The organism is Roseburia sp. AF25-13LB (assembly GCF_003478915.1).
GTDB classification, from domain to species: domain Bacteria; phylum Bacillota; class Clostridia; order Lachnospirales; family Lachnospiraceae; genus Roseburia_C; species Roseburia_C amylophila.
Window position 1 is genome coordinate 100,333 of the sequence record NZ_QUFO01000005.1, and the last position, 20,574, is coordinate 120,906.

The window sequence follows — 20,574 nt, forward strand, 5'->3', positions numbered from 1 at the left end:
TAAGGGCTAGTAAAGGTTTCGACAGGGATTATGAAGCTGGAGAAGCGAGCCGCAGGGTGATGCGTTAAATTCCAAACTTAAAATTAAACGCTAACGATAATAAATTAGCTTACGCTGCCTAATGGCAGCAGTCTGACCTAGAGCACTCACACTTTAGGACCCAGGCTTCGACTATGTGAGAAACGACACGGGCAAAGCTTTGAACCCGTGGGCGTATGATGAAGCTACTGAAACAGTTACGGTGTTCATACCGGAATTGCAGAGGGAATGTCAAATTATGAACTACGCTCGTAGAAGGACAGGGGATTGGTTTTTGGACACGGGTTCGACTCCCGTCTAGTCCACTAAACGTGAACGTAGGCGAACCCTGACACGTATAACGGAAGAGTTCCAATCAGCAGACAATATGGTTGCTGGTTGGAACTTTTTTTACTTTACAGGAAATTGCTTTCCTGTAAAGTAAAAAACGCTCCGCGAGAATATGCACTGCGGCGTATAAGGTAGATGTCGCAAGCGACCGCTGCAGGCACATTCTTTGTTCTGATTGTCAGATATTAGTGAGAAGTCACTGGTGACACTTTCTGTAGGTGTTAGAGAAAAGGAATGTTGCTATTATAAAAATGATAGAATATAATAGTTATAATTTAAATATTAGGGGGTGCTTTAATGGCAGAGAAAATGGAAATATTAGTTGAAAAGCGAAGACGCGGAGCTAGGAGTAATCAAAAGCTTAAGATACTGTATCTTGCAAAAATTCTTCTGGACAATACAGATGCTAATCATGATATTACATTACAGGAGATTATAGATAAACTGTCTGCAAATAATGTCACGGCAGAACGAAAAAGTTTGTATGATGATATTGCCCGGCTTGATGAATTCGGAATAAAGATAAAAAAGACGCAGTATGGAAAAACATATCATTATCAGGTTGTTAAGCGAGATTTTGAATTGGCAGAATTAAAACTTCTTGTAGATTCTGTTGCAGCGGCGAAGTTTATTACAGAAGAAAAATCAAATGAGTTGATTAAAAAAATAGAACATTTGACGAGTAAACATAATGCCACTATGTTGCAGCGTCAGGTATATGTAGCAGGGCGTGTAAAATCAATGAACAATGGAATAATGGAAAATGTCGATGCAATTCATACGGCTATAGCTGAGAATTCAAAGATATCTTTTCAGTACTTTCAGTGGAATGTGAAAAAGGAGGCGGAGCTTAAGCGGGATGGTAAGAGATATGAAGTCAGTCCATGGGGGTTATTATGGGATGATGAGTATTACTATCTGATTGGATATGATTCAGATGCAGGAATTATTAAGCATTATCGTGTAGATAAAATGCTTAGTATAAAAGTAGAAAATAAAGTTCGTGAAGGCAGATGTAAATTCAAAGAACCTGATATGGTAACATATGACAAAAAGATGTTTAATATGTTTAATGGGGAAGAGCGGAATGTGGAAATTCTGTGCGAAAATAGTTTGGCAGGAGTTATGATAGATCGTTTTGGAAAAGATGTAAGAATAACCAAAGTGGACAATGGACATTTTCGAGTTGTGGTAAAAGTAGCTGCCAGCATGCATTTTGTACATTGGATTATGGCATTGGGTGATGGAGTGAAGATTGTTGCACCGGATAGCTTGGTAGAACAGATACGAGAGGAAATTAATCGATTGGCGAACGAGTATAGTAAATGATAGAACAAAGATTCGATAAAAAATGAAATTCAAGTGGAGATTTATGGACTTGTAATTTGGCATAATAGAATTATCTAACAGAGGGACACGGAGGAATGTTGCAGAGAAAAATTATAAAGGCAATAAAAAAAGACCATTAGGTCTTGATTTAATCTGCACCATGCAGAGTCAAAAGACGATGCCGGATAAACCTTATTTGCACTCGCTTTGTTAATTCTCTTTTATTATAGCATGTAAACAAATTTAGTCAACAAAAAAATGATAAAAAATCAGGAGGAAATTTTATGACAGCATTCAAGTATTATTTGGGATTGGATATGGGAACTAATTCTGTGGGTTGGGCAGCAACTGATCCAGAGTACAGATTGTTGAAAGCAAAAGGAAAAGATTTATGGGGAATACGTGAATTTAATGAGGCATCTGGTGCAGTTGAAAGGCGTACACACAGAATAAGCAGAAGGAGAAGACAAAGAGAGCAGGTTAGAATTGGCATTTTAAAAGACTATTTTCATGATGCCATATGTGAAGTGGACCCTAGTTTCTTTCGAAGATTAGAGAATAGTAAATATCATGAGGAAGATAAGGATGTTGAAGTAAGATATAAAAATAATATTTTTAATGATGGCAATTATACGGACAAGGATTATTTTAATGAGTATCCAACCATATATCATTTGAGAAATGAATTAATAAGCAGTACAGAAAAACATGATGTCAGGCTTGTTTTTTTAGCACTGCTGAATATGTTTAAACACCGTGGTCATTTCTTAAATGCAGGATTAGGTGAAAATAACGGTGAAAGTAATATTGATAATGCGTATTTTGAATTAACAGAATTACTTTCAGAATTAACAGAATATCATTTGAGTCAGGATATAGATTGTAAGCAAATAGAAGCAATTTTGTCCCGCAGAGATATGAGCAGAACGCATAAAGCGGAAGAACTTGCAGGGGTATTGCACGTAGATTTAAAGAACAAGCCATATAAGGAATTAATAAGAGGATTATGTGGTTTAAAATTCAATGCATGTGTTGTTTTTCCAGATGTACAGAGTGAAGAAGTGACTAAACTTGATATCTGTCTTTCAGAATCTACTTTTGATGAAAAATCAGATGAAATTGCCAATATAATCGGTGAAGATTATTTTGAAATTATTATGGCTATGAAAGAAATGTTCGATATTGGATCTTTAGCAAGTATTATGAAAGGACATAATTACTTATCACAGGCAAGAGTTGCGTCATATACAAAGCATAAAGAAGATTTGAAACTTTTAAAAGAGGTTATAAAGAAATATTGCGGTAAGAAGGAATATGATAAGTTCTTTAATAGTGATGCAGATGGTTCCTATGCATCATATGTAGGATCTTATAACTCAAAAAATAAGGAAAGAAGAGTTGGAAATAAAAGAACTTCGGAAGAATTGTATAAGGAAATTAAGAAACTTTTGAAAGATGCTCAAAAAGAAGATGAGAATGTACAGAAAATACTTACATCTATTGAAAATGAAACATTTTTACCGAAACAGCTGACAGCATCTAACGGAGTAATTCCAAATCAGGTGCATGCAAGAGAAATGAAGAAAATACTTTCAAATGCAGAAAATTATCTTCCATTTTTAACGGAAAAGGATGAAACAGGGTTGTCGGTATCAGAAAGAATATTAAAACTCTTTACATTTCAAATACCGTATTATGTAGGACCAACATCAGAAAACAGTGGCAAAAATGGAGGAAATGGTTGGGTTGTAAGACGAGAAGATGGACAGGTTTTACCATGGAATATTGATGAGAAGATAGATATGAAAGCGACATCAGAAGCATTTATATCACGGATGGTGCGGCGTTGCACATATATTAGCGGAGAACAGGTATTGCCGAAAGCTTCACTGGAATATCAAAGCTATTGCGTTCTTAATGAAATTAATAATATTAAGATTGATGGGGAGAGAATCTCGGTTGAGTTAAAGCAGGATATATACAAAGCTGTATTTCAAAAAGGGAAAAAAGTAACAAAGAAGCAGTTATGTAAATACTTATATACAAGAGGAATTATTGAAACAGAAGAGCAGGTTACAGGAGTGGATGTTTCAATAAATAGTGCATTAACAACATATGGTAAATTCAAACCGATATTTGGTGAGGATATTTCTAAAGACAGTGTTCAGAAAATGATAGAGGACATAGTATTTTGGTGTACGGTCTATGGAGATTCTAGAAAATTCCTGAAAGCTAGAATAGAAGAAAAATATGGAAATAAACTTTCGGAAGAGCAGATTAAAAGAATTTTAGGATTTAAATTCAAAGATTGGGGTAATTTATCAAAGAAATTTTTAGAACTTAATGGAGCAGATACTTCAACAGGGGAATCAATAAGTATTATCAGAGCACTATGGAACAATAATCTGAATTTAATGGAGCTTATAAATAGCAGTTTATATAACTATAAAGAATGCCTGGCAGAATATCAAAATACAATGCTGAAAACATTATCTGAGATTGAAGCGGAAGATTTGAATGAATATTATTTTTCTGCTCCGGTAAGGAGAATGATTTGGCAGACAATTCTCGTGATTAAAGAGTTGGTTAAAGTATTGGGCTGCGAACCAGAGCGTATATTTGTTGAAATGACAAGAAAACCGGATGAACATAAAACCCGGACTTCAAGCAGACGTAATAAATTTGAAGAATTATATAAAAAAGTAAAAGATGAAACTACTGATTGGATGCAGGTGATTGCTAATGCAGAGGAAGATGGAAAAATCAGAAGTAAAAAAATGTATCTTTACCTCACTCAAAAAGGAAGATGTATGTATACTGGAAAGCATATAGAATTGGATGATTTATTCGATAATAATCTGTATGATATAGACCATATTTATCCAAGGCATTTTGTGAAAGATGATAATATTGATAATAATCTGGTTTTAGTCTGCAAAGAAAAGAATGCGCATAAGAGTGATCATTACCCAATAGAGGAGGAAATCTTTTTATCACAGAAAAAAATGTGGCTGGAGCTTAGAAAATCTGGATTTATTACAGAAGAAAAATATAATCGTCTTATGGATAGAAATCCATTTAGTGATGAACAAAAAGCGGGATTTATTGCAAGACAGCTGGTAGAAACCAGCCAGGGAACAAAAGGTGTAGCAAATATACTGCGACAACTTTTACCGGGCAGTAAGATTGTTTATGCAAAGGCGTCAAATGTATCTGAATTTAGGCATACAAGGGATGATATTCCGAAGAGCCGTCTGGTTAATGATTTCCATCATGCTCATGACGCATATCTTAATATTGTAGTTGGAAATGTATATTATGTGAAATTTACTCAAAATCCGCTTAACTTTATAAAAAAAGATTATGATAATTATAAAGAAGATTATAATTTGTCAAAAATGTTTGACTGGGATGTAAAACGTAATGGTGAAGTGGCATGGATTGCACAGAGAAAGGATGGAGAGGCAGGAACAATAACTACCGTAAAGAAGATGTTAAGCAGAAATACCCCGTTGATGACCCGATATAGTTTTGAAGGAAAAGGCGGATTGGCAAATGAGACTCTTTACAGTGCTAAAAAAGCTAAAGGTGAGGGATATATTCCGTTTAAGTCATCAGATGATAAAATGCAGGATGTTACAAAATATGGAGGATTTACGAAGGTAGCCGGTGCATATTTCTTTTTAGTAGAACATACTGAAAAGAAGAAACGAATCCGGACAATTGAATCGGTGCCGGTGTATTTGACCCGAAAGATAGAACAGAAACCGGGCGAATTAAAAAAATACTGTGACGAAATATTGGGACTTGTTGATGCAGATATAAGGCTTAAAAAGATAAAAATAGGCTCTTTAATAAAGAGGAATGGTTATTTCTGTTATATTACCGGGAAAACAGGAAATCAATTAAGTGTGCGGAATGCAGTAAATTTATGCTTAAAAAATGAGTGGATAAAATATATTTCAAAGCTGGAAAAAGTCAAAGAAAAAGATACTATAGATAAGATTATCACAAAAGAAAAGAATGAGGTTTTGTATTCAGAACTTATACAGAAATTTAAACATTGTATTTTTTCAAAAAGACCAAATCCTGTTGGAGATAAGCTGGAAAAAGGCAGTGAAAAGTTTAGCAATTTATCAATCAAAGAGCAATGTGCGGTATTGTGTCAAATATTACAATTAGCGGCTGTTTTAGGAAGTGAATGTGATATGACATTATTGGGCGAATCTGCACATTGTGGAAAAATGTTGATAAGTAAGAAAATTGGAGATGAAGAAATATATCTGATTAATCAATCTGTAACAGGATTGTATGAAAAGAAAATCAATCTCCATACGGTATGAGCTGGCGGACTGTTGTCATCTCAAGCAGTGCGAAGTTAGATTATCAGATGGGTTATTTGATAGTGAGAAATCAGGATGTTGTCAAAATACATATTAGTGAAATTTCTATATTGATGATTGAAACGACATCCGTTTCTCTTACTGCAGCATTACTTTGTGAGTTGACGAAAAAGAAAATAAAAGTGGTATTTTGTGATGAAAAAAGAAATCCTTCCTCTGAATTAATTCCATATTACGGAAGCCATGACACGAGTATGAAAGTGCGGAAACAAATTGCGTGGTCGGAGGATATAAAAACATCGGTATGGACGGAAATAGTTACTGAGAAAATCAGAAAACAGGCTGAAAATCTTGAAAGATGGGATAGAACGGAAGCTCAGATGCTTTATGAATATATTACACAGATTGAGTTTGGTGACGCAACAAACAGAGAGGGGCATGCAGCAAAAGTTTATTTTAATGCATTGTTTGGTTTGGATTTTACAAGGACAGCTGAAAACAGTATAAATGCTGCATTGAATTATGGCTACAGTTTACTACTTTCTACTTGTGCTAGAGAAACAGCCCTAAATGGGTATATTACGCAGATTGGATTATTTCATGATAATATTTTTAATCAATTTAATTTGGCATCTGATTTAATGGAACCATTTCGACCGATAGTGGATAATCTTGTAAAAACGATGCATCCAGATAAGTTTGAACATGATGAAAAAGTTGAAATATTAAAAATGCTGCAAAAAGAGGTGATAATAGCAGGACGAAAGGAGTGCGTGAACAATGCAATGAAAATATACTGCCGGAGTATTTTTGATGCATTAAATGAGGGCGATATTTCATTGATTAAGTTCTATAAAGATGAGTTATAGGTATATGAGAATAATGGTTTTGTTTGATCTTCCGGTACTAACTGAAAAACAGCGCAGGGATTATAGAGAATTTAGAAAGTACTTGTTAAAAGCAGGTTTTTTTATGATGCAGGAATCGGTGTATTGCAAATTAGTTCAAAATACAGGAGTAGCAGAGGTTGTTCAGGAGAGTATCCGGAAGAATAAACCGGGAGAAGGACTGGTGCAAATATTAAGAGTGACTGAAAAGCAGTTTGCAAAGATGGAATATGTGGTAGGAGAAAATAAGTCTCTGGTATTGGATACGGACGAAAGGCTGGTGATTTTATGAAGTTAGTAAATACTTTATATAATCTGGAATTTGATTTAATGGAGAATCAGATACTGGTTTTATCAATAGAGAATCATTTGACGTATAGAAATATTCTGGAAGAATTGTGGAAACAGTATAAAGGAGAAACGGGAAATTTTATTTTGTCAGATGGGGATAAGGAACTGAAAATGTCACAGAGGATAGAGTGCATTTATAATATTTTTAATATTAATACCAATGATCGTAAAATTATCTCCAAATTGTATCAGGAACTTACATATCAAAATGATGCACTATTACAAGAAGAAAGCATACGTTTTAAACAGGAATTGATGGAATATTTTGATAAACTCATTTCTACGGTACCATATAATCTAAAATATAATTTTGAAGTTGATTTATCAAGCTTAATGAAAGCGATATCAGTAGAAACGGATGTGGAATGTGACTCGTTACTTGAAAAAATGCTCCAATATATAAAACTCATGAATCAAATATGTGGAATTGATATATTTGTGATTCCGAATTTGAAGTACTATTTTTCAACGGAAGAGACCATGCAATTTTATCAGTTTGCAATGTATAATAAAATTTATATAGTTGTCATAGAACCAACACTATCACCGCATATGGAAGGTGAAAAAGGCTGGATAATTGATGATGATTTATGTATAATTGAATTGTAAGAATTAACACTATATTCGCAATATAGTATAAGCTCGGAGATGACCTTAAAGCAATTTGAGGTTTGAGAGCTTTGTTAATTCAGAAAGATGTAAAACAGTTTATTAATTTTATTGAATGGGCGGTTGTTTGAGAGCTTTGTTAATTCAGAAAGATGTAAAACTACCACTGATATTACTAGGATAACCTTTGAGTTTGAGAGCTTTGTTAATTCAGAAAGATGTAAAACTGAAATTATGGATATATCCTAAATCCGTATGTTTGAGAGCTTTGTTAATTCAGAAAGATGTAAAACGGATTTGTTAATTGATTTACTTTCTATGATGTTTGAGAGCTTTGTTAATTCAGAAAGATGTAAAACCAAGCGTCCTTGTCATAAAGGACACCAACAAGTTTGAGAGCTTTGTTAATTCAGAAAGATGTAAAACCCCATCTTTTTCTATGTCATTAGGACCAATGTTTGAGAGCTTTGTTAATTCAGAAAGATGTAAAACTGATGCTTTAGCGTGGCGGTTTGCGTCTTAGTTTGAGAGCTTTGTTAATTCAGAAAGATGTAAAACTGGCTTCTTGTGGCATTTCTGCCCCTGTGAGTTTGAGAGCTTTGTTAATTCAGAAAGATGTAAAACGTTAAGTCCATATGTTGCAATAAGGTTTAAGTTTGAGAGCTTTGTTAATTCAGAAAGATGTAAAACTGGAGATTGGCAGTGTGATAGAGAATGCAGTTTGAGAGCTTTGTTAATTCAGAAAGATGTAAAACTCATGGTAATTTGTAATAAAACCACATTCCGTTTGAGAGCTTTGTTAATTCAGAAAGATGTAAAACTGTTACATATTTTTTACCAGTCTTATCAATGTTTGAGAGCTTTGTTAATTCAGAAAGATGTAAAACCAGAGCTTCTGATACATGATTCCATTATTGGTTTGAGAGCTTTGTTAATTCAGAAAGATGTAAAACTACTTCCCATACCGCCTGTTCCTCTTAATTGTTTGAGAGCTTTGTTAATTCAGAAAGATGTAAAACATCATATTGGTAAACCTGTCCATTGCCTTCGTTTGAGAGCTTTGTTAATTCAGAAAGATGTAAAACTCTCTTATCATAAAATCACCTCATATATATGTTTGAGAGCTTTGTTAATTCAGAAAGATGTAAAACGATGATATAACCATCAATGGATGGTCTGGAGTTTGAGAGCTTTGTTAATTCAGAAAGATGTAAAACGAAAATAACGGTGATTGCGAATGTGGTGCGTTTGAGAGCTTTGTTAATTCAGAAAGATGTAAAACTGCCTTTTCTTTCCGGTACAACTTTGATAGTTTGAGAGCTTTGTTAATTCAGAAAGATGTAAAACAGTGCGTTAACACGTTAACACTTTACCACGGTTTGAGAGCTTTGTTAATTCAGAAAGATGTAAAACTATGATATATATAATGCGGATGGAACGCTAGTTTGAGAGCTTTGTTAATTCAGAAAGATGTAAAACTTTTGAATCCAACAAAAGCGAAGTTTTCAAGTTTGAGAGCTTTGTTAATTCAGAAAGATGTAAAACACGGAGCGTGGCATATTCACGGATTGTTAGTTTGAGAGCTTTGTTAATTCAGAAAGATGTAAAACGCACAAATGGAACAAATCAAAGCTAAATATGTTTGAGAGCTTTGTTAATTCAGAAAGATGTAAAACACATGAGGTTTGATATGCTTTCGCCGCTTTGTTTGAGAGCTTTGTTAATTCAGAAAGATGTAAAACTTTACTGCATTAATAGACCCGGACGAAGTAGTTTGAGAGCTTTGTTAATTCAGAAAGATGTAAAACTTTACTGCATTAATAGACCCGGACGAAGTAGTTTGAGAGCTTTGTTAATTCAGAAAGATGTAAAACTTTACTGCATTAATAGACCCGGACGAAGTAGTTTGAGAGCTTTGTTAATTCAGAAAGATGTAAAACCTCTCTCTGCTCTCTTCTCTCCCTTGGCTCGTTTGAGAGCTTTGTTAATTCAGAAAGATGTAAAACAGTGGATGAATTGCAATTGACATTACACCTGTTTGAGAGCTTTGTTAATTTGTAGAGTTATAAAACAAAGTACCTTATTATGCCGATACCCTGATTTGAGAACTTTGCTGTTGGGTGATATAAAAAACGAAAGGTGGTGGTAATAAGTGAGTAATGAACATAAGGCAATTTTTAAAGCTTATCTGCGAAATCTTATGAGACAATTAGAGGCAATGGAAAAGGAATTTGAGAATAATGACATTGAAAATGCTAAAAAAATTCTCAGCGATTTAATCCAAGATACAAAAGATAGTATAGAAGATTAGTAATTGAAATTATGTGGAAATGAGAATGGCGAAAGTTGTTCTCATTTTGCGTTTTGTTACATGATTGCTTTTATTAATTAAAATATACACATAAAAGTCAAGGAGAACAATATGCCAATAGAATATAAAAGACTTACAGAAAAAGAACTTAACATTTTTATCAATATGAGAATAAATCAGCTAAGAGAAGAAGGAGCAAAAGAGAAAATAGATTTGTTTCCTGCGCTGAAAGAGTACTATACGCGTCATATGAAGGATGGAACATTTGTATCATGGCTTGCGTTTGATGGGGAAAATATTGTTGGAACAAGTGGAATGTCATTCGTAGAGAAACCGCCATATTTCGGATGCCCTAGTGGCAAAATTGGTTTATTGTCCAGTATGTTTACGAATCCGGATTATAGAAGAAAGGGGATAGCTAAGGAATTGTTATCCCGTGTTGTAAATGATGCCAGGGAATATGGATGTGGAACAGTACAAATTACGGCATCTGATATGGTAGTCAAGTTATATACCGATTTTGGATTTGTGCATAATGACAATTTCATGCAGTATAAAATTTAAATAAACATGCCAATATAATTCAGAAAAGAATACAAAATATTAATCTACAGAACCTGCATGGGCAGCTTCTTATGGATGCTTGGCAACAGCAATAAGAGTGGTTTCACAGACTGCTCTTATTTTTTTTGAAAATTTTTTGAAAATTTAAATCTTTTTTCCACTCCCTCCTGTCTTACTTAATAGAAGGGAGGAAGGACAGATGAAAAACATAATAAAATGGTTTGTGCTGCTGATGCATAAGGACATGCAGAATTTTGAAATGAATGAGGATACGGATTGCTCGGTTCGCAAACAGATTATGAACAGAACAAATCACAAAAAGGAAGGTGAAAGATTAGGATGAAAATGAGAACACCTGGATATATTGCACTTGCTGTCCTGATGGCAGCAACAATCGCTTTAACAGGATGTAGCAATGTAACAGAAGCAAAGGGAAGTCCGACTACGGAAAAAGAAAAAGTAGCAGTGAAAACACCACAGAAGAGGGTGAAAGTTATAGTAGAAAATGCTGCAGAAACAGCTATTGAAACAGTCAGATTGGCGCAGAAGACAGAAGGAACTGAAAATTTAGAACCGGAACATGGGGTAGAAGAAGATACAGCGGGAGAAAATACAGAGGGAGAAAATGAGACGGGAACAAAGCAAGGAAAGACAGAGGAGACAGACCAGTCAGATAAAAATAAAAGCGGTAAGAAAAAGAATACAACAGTAGCAGATACAACCGATTCAAATAAGCCGCCACATGACGGAATGATATATGATGTCAATGAAGGAACATGGATTGATATGCCGGAGGTTCATCCGGATGGTTTTGACAGAAGTGCGGCCGAAGAGGTGTGGTCTTATGTGAATGCAGAGAGAATAGCAGCAGGCCTCAATGCACTTACCTGGGATGAGGACATATACAATTTTGCATGCCAGAGAGCACAGGCAATTGTATCAGATTTTTCCCATAATGGCTGTGGCAATTATGGAGAAAACATAGCATTAAATTCTGCGGGAAGCGCATATAGAATCCACATGCAGTGGAAAATTTTGCACTGGAAGAAAGTGAAAACAGCGATGGAACGTTATCCTGCAATGCCTATGGACCGGAGGCAGAAGCAGCTTTAAATGAGTATATTGACAGTCATGACTGGTGAGAATAGAAGATGGAAATGTGCTTTCGGTGGAAGAGCTGTTTCTGTTAAAATTTTAAGAAATCAGGCATTATAGGAAAAACACATGAGAAATAAGGAAGAAAGAAGGAAAAGAAAATGACATATACACAGGCAGTTGAAAAAGCATGTAATGGAGATTCGATGGGATTTGAATTTCTTTATGATACAACAAAAAATAATAAATATTATCTGGCTTTAAAATATGTGAAAGATGAAGAGGCAGCAAAAGATGTTTTGCAGGAAGCATACATACGGGCGTGGAAAAATCTGGATAAACTAAAAGAACCGGAAAAGTTTGATTCCTGGTTAGCACAGATTGTGGTAAATACAGCAAAAAATGAACTGGAAAAACGCAATCATACACCGCTTGATTTACGCATGGAAAGTGGTGAGGAAGAAGATGCAGAAATCATGGATCAGGCAGTAAGCGTCTGGGAAAATGAGCCGGAATTAGAATATACGAAAGAAGAGACCAGACAGCTGGTGCATGAGCTGATCGATGCATTGTCTGACGAGCAGCGTCTGGTGGTAATTGCCTTTGAATTAGAGGGACTTACCACAAAAGAAATTGCAGAACAGCTGGGCTGCCCGGAAGCTACAGTGAAATCAAGACTGCGTTATGGCAGGAATAATATCAAGACAAAGGCAGAGGAACTGCAGAAGAAGGGATACAAGCTTTACAGTATTGCACCAATGCCGTTACTGCTGTATCTGTTGAAAAAGGAAATGGTTGTATCTGCGGCGGAGCCATCCACCCAGCTTTTATTAAGTGAATGTAGAAAAAGTATAGCAAAGAGTACATATGGTGCAGGAAAAACTGCAGCCTCAACAGCGGTAAAAGCCGCAGGCACAGCAAGAAAGATATCATTTTTGTCAACTGCAGCTGGAAAAGCGGTAATTGGAATCGTGGCAACGGCATCTATAGCAAGTGCAGTGACAGTTGGTGTCATCAGCTACAATAAATCAAATGATAAAAATACGACCGCACAGGAAAATGTTCCGGCAGTAGAAGAAGTTCCGGTAAATGCAGACCAGCCAATAGATGGCGTGGGTGAGGATACAGAGACAACGGATGCACCAGAGGATGAAAATGGAAGTGAAAAATATGCTGATATTCCGGAATCTGTGCTTCCAAGTTCCGTGCGTAATGATAAAGACTATTTTGAATTCTGGGACGAGCCAGTAAAGGCAACCTGCTGGATTGACGGTGTCAAGGGAACGATTTATGCAGACTGGGATATGACACAGATTATTAAAGAAGTTACCTATGATGTAGATGGTTATGAGGATGAGCTTCTTATCATTGGCTCTACACTGGATGGCGGTACCCATGCCATTGCAATTTATAACGGACAGTATGTTGTGGTAAATGATGCCATGTGGGATCATTGGTATAATGGAAAGAGTTCTGCTTTTGATTAATACGAAAACTTAAGATTTCGTTAAATTTATGGAACTGATTCTTAAGGTTGTCTGTGAGACATTGACCAACCAATTCCAGTAAGATATATTTGAATTAATAGGCTGCGGAAAAACAGTCCGGATTAAGGAGTATAAGTATATCAAAGTAAGGAGGAACTATGGGCATGGAAAAGCAGAAGGCGAAGACAGGTCCGAAAAAGAAGGTTGGAAAAAAGCAGAGAAGAAAGAGAAAACTGATACTTTTTATTGTAGAAGTATTAGTGATACTCATTTTGCTGGTAGTATTTTATGTAATGAGTAAGCTGAATAAAATCAATAATACCGGTTCCTTAGACGCGAAGAAGCTGAATATTAATATAGACAGCGAGACCCAGGAAGTGTTAGATAATTATACCAATATAGCTATCTTTGGAATTGACAACCGGAGCAGTGGAAATTATGAAAGTGGAAACAGCGACTGTATCATGATTGCCAGTATCAATGATGATACCAAGGAAGTGAAGCTTGTATCCGTATACCGGGATTCCTTTCTGGCAGTAGATGATAAAGACAGCCTGCGGAAACTGAATGCAGCTTATGCCAAGGGAGGACCGACCGGTGCAGTAGCGGCGTTAAATAAGAATCTGGATTTGAATATTACCGAATATGTATCCGTAGACTTCAATGCGGTAATGGAAGTTGTGGATGCATTAGGTGGAATAGAGTTGGATATTACCAAGGAAGAAGCCAGCAATATGCATATCTGGATTGATGAAATGAATGAAGTCATGGGAACCCATGGCAAGCCGGTTTCCGGACCGGGCGTGCAGCAGGTCAATGGAATACAGGCACTTGCCTATTGCCGCGACCGAATGAGCGGCGGAGACGATTTCCGTCGGACCGAGCGCCAGCGTATTGTAGTAGGAAAGATTGTAGAAAAAGCAAAGCAGGCAGACATCCTTACTTTAAATGATTTGGTAGACAAGCTGTTTCCGGACATTTCTACCAGCCTTTCTACCACAGAGATATTGGGACTTGCAGCCCATGTCAAAGAGTATGAGCTTGCAGATACCCAGGGCTGGCCATTCCAGTTAGACACCAAGATGATGGAAAAATCCATCGGAGCAGTAGTTGTACCAACGGATTTGGAGACTAATGTAGATTTGCTGCACCGCTATTTATTTGATGTAGAGGATTATGAAACGACAGATAAGGTGAAAGAAATCAGCAAGGCAGTAAGCAACAGGACAGGAAAGACGGCGGCAGATACTACCCGGGATACGAATCCGCTGGTGCAGGATGCGGCTGCTGCTGAAACAACAAAGTAAGAGGAAAATATAACCAAATTTTATAAAAATTTCACAAAAAATAAGAAAAATCCAGTTACCTTTTGTATATTATTGTGTTATGATAAAAATATATCAGTAAATATACAATGATTATCAAGGAGGTATTACGAATGCAGAGATTTACATTACCAAGAGATTTATACCACGGCAAAGGTGCATTGGAGGCACTGAAGAACTTCGAAGGAAAGCGCGCAATGATCTGTGTTGGTGGAGGCTCCATGAAACGGTTTGGTTTCCTGGATAAAGCAGAGGCATATCTGAAAGAAGCAGGTATGGAAGTGGAACTGTTTGAAGGAATTGAACCGGATCCATCTGTTGAGACCGTGATGAAGGGTGCTGCCGCTATGGAGAAGTTCAAACCGGACTGGATTGTAGCAATCGGTGGTGGTTCACCAATTGATGCTGCAAAAGCAATGTGGATTAAATATGAATATCCGGATATTACCTTTGAAGACATGTGTAAGGTATTTGGAATTCCGAAATTAAGAAAGAAAGCACATTTTTGTGCAATTTCTTCTACCTCAGGAACTGCAACAGAAGTAACTGCATTTTCCATTATTACGGATTATGAGAAGGGAATCAAATATCCGATTGCGGATTTTGAGATTACACCGGACGTAGCAATCGTTGACCCGGAACTGGCAGAGACCATGCCGCAGAAGCTGGTAGCCCATACCGGAATGGATGCGATGACGCATGCAATTGAAGCATATGTTTCAACTGCCAACAGTGATTATACAGACCCGCTGGCACTCCATGCTATCGAAATGATTCAGCATGATCTGATTGATTCCTATAACGGAGATATGGCAAAACGTGATGCCATGCACAATGCCCAGTGTCTGGCTGGAATGGCATTTTCCAATGCACTGCTTGGAATCGTACATTCTATGGCACATAAGACCGGTGCCGCATTTGCCGACTACGGTGCACATATTATTCATGGCGCAGCTAATGCCATGTATCTGCCGAAGGTTATTGCATTTAATGCAAAGGATGAGACTGCAAAGAAACGTTATGGCGTGATTGCAGATTTTATGAAGCTTGGCGGAGAGACACTGGACGAGAAAGTCGCACTTTTAATCCAGTACCTGCGTAAGATGAATGATGACTTGAATATTCCGCACTGTATTAAGAACTACGGACCGGACAGCTATCCGGCTGAGCAGGGCTTTGTACCGGAAGAAGTATTCTTAGAGAGACTGCCTGAGATTGCAGCCAATGCAATTTTGGATGCCTGCACCGGCTCCAACCCAAGACAGCCAAGTCAGGAAGAAATGGAAAAACTGCTGAAATGCTGTTACTATGACACAGAAGTAGATTTCTAAAAAATAGATTAAAAATGAAGTAAGCCCCGTTTCGATATCGCATTGATATTTGAGACGGGGTTTTTACAGTCTGAAAAATGGTTTTACAAAGGTAATACCCCCACAGCACTGCGGGGGTACAAAGGGGAGTTATGAAAATTTATGAAAAAAGTTTTATCAAATAGAGAGACAAGACATTGGGGGATGAACCTGTTCTCTATTGATATTTGTAGTATACCCGGATTTTGTGAAAAATAATTGTCCAGATTATGAAAAAAGCGTTAAATTCTAAAAAAATTTTTCTGAAAAAAATTCACGAATCTTGTATATTCCCCTTGCGTAAAACACAAGATATGGTATACTGTATATGCGTTGAAGAGATTCGACACAAAATCTAGTACAGTTTTGTGTCGATTTTATGCGAATAGACTATTTTTTATGGGAGAGGATTTCAATGAAAATCATTAAAAGAAGCGGCGCAGAGGCTGTTTTTGACATTTCAAAAATTATTATTGCAATCAATAAAGCGAACCATGAGGTGGTGGAAGCGGAACGATTGACTGCAGACCAGATTAAGGAGATTGCACAATATATAGAGGATTCCTGTAAGGATGCCAACCATGCCCTGAATGTAGAAGATATTCAGGACTTAGTGGAGGATCAGTTAATGGACAAGAGGGCTTTTTCTGTTGCCCGGAAATACATTACTTACCGCTATAAACGTGCCCTGGTACGTAAGTCCAACTCTACGGATGAACAGATTTTAAGTCTGATTGAATGTAATAATGAAGAAGTAAAACAGGAGAATTCCAATAAGGATTCAACCGTAAACAGCGTGCAGCGTGACTATATGGCTGGTGAGGTGAGTAAGGATATTACCAGAAGATTCCTTCTCCCGGAGGATATTGTAGAGGCACATGAACAGGGAATTATCCATTTCCATGATGCAGATTATTTTGCACAGCATATGCATAACTGTGATCTGGTAAATTTAGAGGACATGTTACAGAACGGAACCGTTATCAGCGGAACCAGAATTGACAAGCCACATTCTTTCTCTACAGCGTGTAATATTGCAACCCAGATTATTGCTCAGGTGGCAAGCTCCCAGTATGGCGGACAGAGTATTTCACTGGCACATTTAGTACCATTTGTCCAGATCAGCCGTGAGAAAATTCATGCAGAGCTGGTGCAGACATTAAAAGAGAGCGATGTGGAGCTGAGCGAAGAGAAGATTAACAGCATTGTGGAAAGAAGACTTCATGCAGAAATCGAGCGGGGCGTACAGGTTATCCAGTATCAGGTAGTAACCCTGATGACTACCAACGGACAGTCCCCATTCGTAACCGTGTTCATGTATCTGAACGAAGCAAAGAATGAGCAGGAGAAAAAAGACCTTGCCATGATTATAGAGGAAGTGCTGGACCAGCGTTATCAGGGTGTTAAGAATGAGGATGGCGTATGGATTACACCAGCATTTCCAAAGTTGATTTATGTATTGGAAGAGGATAATATCCATGAGGATTCGGAATACTATTATCTGACTAAGAAAGCAGCAAAATGTACTGCAAAGCGTATGGTTCCGGATTATATTTCTGAGAAGAAAATGAAGGAATTAAAAGATGGCAACTGCTATACCTGTATGGGCTGCCGTTCCTTCCTTACCGTATATCATGATGAAGCTGGCAAGCCGAAGTTCTACGGTCGTTTCAATCAAGGCGTGGTAACCTTGAATCTGGTAGATCTGGCATGCTCTTCCGGCGGAGATTTTGAAAAATTCTGGAAGCTATTTGATGAGCGTTTGGACCTTTGCTACCGTGCATTGATGGCGCGTCATAACCGCCTGAAGGGGACACCTTCTGATGTGGCACCGATTCTCTGGCAGTACGGAGCACTTGCCCGTCTGAAAAAAGGCGAGACCATAGACAAGCTTTTATATGGTGGATATTCTACTATTTCACTGGGTTATGCAGGACTTTGCGAATGTACCAGATATATGACTGGAAAACCACATACCGACCCGGCAGCAACACCATTTGCCTTAAAGGTAATGCAGCGGTTAAATGATGCCTGCAAGGAGTGGAAAGAGAAAGAAAATATTGATTTCTCCGTATATGGGACACCGCTTGAGTCTACCACCTATAAATTTGCAAAATGTTTACAGAAACGTTTCGGAGTTATTCCGGGTGTTACCGATAAGAATTACATTACCAACAGTTATCATGTGCATGTAACCGAAAACATTGATGCATTTACCAAGCTGAAATTCGAATCCCAGTTCCAGGCACTTTCACCGGGTGGAGCAATCAGCTATGTGGAAGTTCCGAACATGCAGGATAATCTGGATGCTGTTTTATCTGTAATGAAATTCATCTATGAGAATATCATGTATGCAGAGTTAAATACCAAGAGCGATTACTGCCAGGTATGTGGCTATGATGGTGAGATTCAGATTGTAAAAGATGATGATGGAAAATTAGTATGGGAGTGCCCGCATTGCCACAACCGTGACCAGGATAAGATGAACGTGGCAAGACGTACCTGTGGTTATATTGGTTCCCAGTTCTGGAATCAGGGAAGAACCCAGGAAATCAAGGAGCGTGTACTTCACTTATAAAAAGAAAGTGAAAAGAAAATGCATTATTCAGCGATTAAATATAATGATATTGCGAACGGCACCGGTGTAAGAACGGTGCTGTTTGTATCCGGCTGCCGGAACCACTGTAAAGAGTGTTTTCAGCCGGAAACATGGGACTTTAAAAATGGAGAGGAATTTACAAAAGAAGTAGAAGATGAAATTCTTGCATCTTTGGAATCTCCCTATATCAAGGGACTGACTCTTTTGGGAGGAGACCCTTTTGAACCGGAAAACCAGCATGCACTGCTTCCATTTATCAAGCGGGTGCGGACGGAACATCCGGAAAAAGACATATGGGCATATACCGGATATGTACTGGATAAGGATTTGGTACCGGAGGGAAGAAGATATACCGAGGATACGAAAGAATTATTATCCTTAATCGATGTGCTGGTGGATGGCCCTTATGTGGCAGAGCTATATGATATTACATTAAAATTCAAAGGTTCTTCCAATCAGCGTGTCATTGACTGCAGAAAATACAATGAAACAGGAGTCATTGAAGAACTGATGTAAACTGCGTGAAAGATAAAGTAGAATCCGGAAGGATTCTATTTTACTTTATAGTGTTTTTATATTAAAATAGAAATAACGTGATTGTTTTAAGGAAAGATATAGGAGAAGAACATGGAAATTAGTAAAGAGCGTAAAGAAGAATTATTAGAGACCCATCTTTTGAATTATGAAATGCCGGATGAACAGGAGCTTGCAAAGCTTACTTTAGAGGAACTGGAATTTCTGATTCGTTCTGCAGAAGTACATCATAAGAAGAAAACCTTTGTGGCAGATAACTTTTTAAAGAAGATAGAAGTGTTTAACAAGATTCTGGCAGATAAAATAAAGGGATGCAAAGAGCTTTACTGCGCATGGGACAAGCATACCGGTTACCCGCGTGTTATGGGGGACGGAAGTGTATTAATCTTTTCAACGAAAGAATTTGCCCAAAAGGCAATAGAACATTATAAAGAGCAGAATGTAGAACTGGAATTAAAAGGAATCAGAGGAGACAAGCAGATGTTCTTCTGGGCAAACCTCCACTGGTGGGGTATGGAAGATCTGATACTGGATGTGGGAAGCTATTCCTGCAGATTAAAAAGAGATGATTTGCTTCCACCACCGGATTTTTCCGAGCTTTCCAAAGCACAGATTCCGGTTGTAAATCCGGCTCTGATTCTTGCAATGGCAAGACACAGACAGATTTTATTTGAAGAAAAGAAAGATGAACAGTGGAAACGTGCGGAGCAGTTCTTATGTGACCGTATGTTAAAAGAGGTAGTCCGCGGGGAATTCTTATGTCCGGTAAAAGTGGTAGAGGACCCGAAGGAAGAAAAGGATGCAGACGGAAAAAAGGGAACAGCCCTTCAGTTTGCATTGTTACAGGATAGCAATGGAGCACAGTGGATGCCGGTGTATACAGACTGGCAGAGTTTCCAGAAGATTTATAATGTAAAGGAATGGAAGGGACAGAAAGTCAGTTTTGATCAGCTGATGAAGATTTCGGGAGAGCGAGATTTTGTAATCAATCCGGGCAGTATGGAACTTCGGGTAGAAGAGAACCGGAAGAAAATTATTATAGGTTATTTCAAACGCTATAAGAGGCAGGAAGCTGAGATGGCATCTGGCAATCTTGTTGAAAAGAAAACGGGTGTATTTGTTGGTGAGCCAATTGCGGAGGCGGATGAACTGAAACAGATACTCAGTGAATATATGAAGAAACAGAAGAATATTAAGAAAGCATATCTGGTAACGAAGATTGAACGTAAGGATGACATTAGTTATTTGCTGGTTGTAGAGTTTAAGGGTGAGAGAAAGAGCGTCTTTGAAGGAATTGCTGAAGCTGTAAAGCCGTCCCTTGGCTATATGCGTCTTGATATGCATGAAGCAGACGAAAAGGCAATGGAGCTGATTGGTGAGGTTGCACCATTTTATAAAAAGACTTTTCTGAGATTGTAAATT

The 20,574-nt window shown here is 37.5% G+C and carries 15 protein-coding genes, 1 other RNA gene and 1 CRISPR repeat array; all 16 genes read left to right on the plus strand.

Translation table 11 applies throughout. The features are described 5' to 3' along the window. Nucleotides 1-3: 3 nt before the first annotated feature. Nucleotides 4-347, plus strand: a transfer-messenger RNA (tmRNA) gene (gene ssrA, locus DWY37_RS08955). Between the two features lie 319 nt (nucleotides 348-666). Continuing rightward, nucleotides 667-1,698, plus strand: coding sequence for a helix-turn-helix transcriptional regulator (locus DWY37_RS08960; protein WP_117696947.1), 1,032 nt, complete (start codon nucleotides 667-669; stop codon nucleotides 1,696-1,698). Between the two features lie 284 nt (nucleotides 1,699-1,982). Next, nucleotides 1,983-6,041 (plus strand): type II CRISPR RNA-guided endonuclease Cas9, encoded by a 4,059-nt coding sequence (gene cas9, locus DWY37_RS08965; RefSeq protein ID WP_118544490.1) that lies wholly within the window; start codon nucleotides 1,983-1,985, stop codon nucleotides 6,039-6,041. Then, nucleotides 6,038-6,910 carry a type II CRISPR-associated endonuclease Cas1 gene (gene cas1, locus DWY37_RS08970; protein ID WP_118542448.1) on the plus strand — a complete coding sequence of 291 codons (873 nt, stop codon included), beginning with the start codon at nucleotides 6,038-6,040 and terminating at the stop codon, nucleotides 6,908-6,910. The genes cas9 and cas1 overlap by 4 nt, the downstream gene beginning before the upstream one ends. A gap of 13 nt (nucleotides 6,911-6,923) precedes the next feature. Next, nucleotides 6,924-7,220, plus strand: coding sequence for a CRISPR-associated endonuclease Cas2 (gene cas2, locus DWY37_RS08975; RefSeq protein WP_243092107.1), 297 nt, complete (start codon nucleotides 6,924-6,926; stop codon nucleotides 7,218-7,220). After that, nucleotides 7,217-7,888, plus strand: coding sequence for a type II-A CRISPR-associated protein Csn2 (gene csn2 / locus DWY37_RS08980; RefSeq protein WP_118544489.1), 672 nt, complete (start codon nucleotides 7,217-7,219; stop codon nucleotides 7,886-7,888). The genes cas2 and csn2 overlap by 4 nt, the downstream gene beginning before the upstream one ends. Before the next feature lie 60 nt (nucleotides 7,889-7,948). Next, nucleotides 7,949-9,960: direct repeats of the CRISPR family, unit length 36 nt; unit sequence GTTTGAGAGCTTTGTTAATTCAGAAAGATGTAAAAC. A gap of 80 nt (nucleotides 9,961-10,040) precedes the next feature. Beyond that, nucleotides 10,041-10,199, plus strand: coding sequence for a hypothetical protein (locus DWY37_RS15810; RefSeq protein ID WP_158552139.1), 159 nt, complete (start codon nucleotides 10,041-10,043; stop codon nucleotides 10,197-10,199). 111 nt (nucleotides 10,200-10,310) lie between these two features. After that, complete coding sequence (locus tag DWY37_RS08985; protein ID WP_117698223.1) at nucleotides 10,311-10,763, plus strand: GNAT family N-acetyltransferase; 453 nt, start codon at nucleotides 10,311-10,313, stop codon at nucleotides 10,761-10,763. 199 nt (nucleotides 10,764-10,962) lie between these two features. Continuing rightward, nucleotides 10,963-11,106 carry a hypothetical protein gene (locus DWY37_RS15815; RefSeq protein ID WP_158552062.1) on the plus strand — a complete coding sequence of 48 codons (144 nt, stop codon included), beginning with the start codon at nucleotides 10,963-10,965 and terminating at the stop codon, nucleotides 11,104-11,106. Beyond that, nucleotides 11,103-11,876 (plus strand): CAP domain-containing protein, encoded by a 774-nt coding sequence (locus DWY37_RS08990; RefSeq protein WP_117698222.1) that lies wholly within the window; start codon nucleotides 11,103-11,105, stop codon nucleotides 11,874-11,876. The genes DWY37_RS15815 and DWY37_RS08990 overlap by 4 nt, the downstream gene beginning before the upstream one ends. A gap of 143 nt (nucleotides 11,877-12,019) precedes the next feature. Further along, the gene (locus tag DWY37_RS08995; RefSeq protein ID WP_118541283.1) at nucleotides 12,020-13,345 is read left to right on the plus strand and encodes an RNA polymerase sigma factor; all 1,326 of its coding nucleotides are present in this window, start codon (nucleotides 12,020-12,022) and stop codon (nucleotides 13,343-13,345) included. 164 nt (nucleotides 13,346-13,509) lie between these two features. Continuing rightward, nucleotides 13,510-14,652: an LCP family protein gene (locus DWY37_RS09000; protein WP_242986147.1), complete on the plus strand. Its 1,143-nt coding sequence runs from the start codon at nucleotides 13,510-13,512 to the stop codon at nucleotides 14,650-14,652. 131 nt (nucleotides 14,653-14,783) lie between these two features. Next, on the plus strand, nucleotides 14,784-16,001 hold the full coding sequence (locus DWY37_RS09005) for an iron-containing alcohol dehydrogenase (protein ID WP_117698218.1): 1,218 nt from the start codon (nucleotides 14,784-14,786) through the stop codon (nucleotides 15,999-16,001). A gap of 433 nt (nucleotides 16,002-16,434) precedes the next feature. Beyond that, a complete protein-coding gene (nrdD, locus tag DWY37_RS09010; protein ID WP_117698217.1) occupies nucleotides 16,435-18,597 on the plus strand; it encodes an anaerobic ribonucleoside-triphosphate reductase in 2,163 nt (720 codons plus the stop codon). Nucleotides 18,598-18,615: 18 nt separating this feature from the next. After that, a complete protein-coding gene (gene nrdG, locus DWY37_RS09015) occupies nucleotides 18,616-19,134 on the plus strand; it encodes an anaerobic ribonucleoside-triphosphate reductase activating protein (protein WP_117698216.1) in 519 nt (172 codons plus the stop codon). 111 nt (nucleotides 19,135-19,245) lie between these two features. Continuing rightward, nucleotides 19,246-20,571, plus strand: coding sequence for an enhanced serine sensitivity protein SseB (locus DWY37_RS09020; protein WP_117698215.1), 1,326 nt, complete (start codon nucleotides 19,246-19,248; stop codon nucleotides 20,569-20,571). Nucleotides 20,572-20,574: the final 3 nt, after the last annotated feature.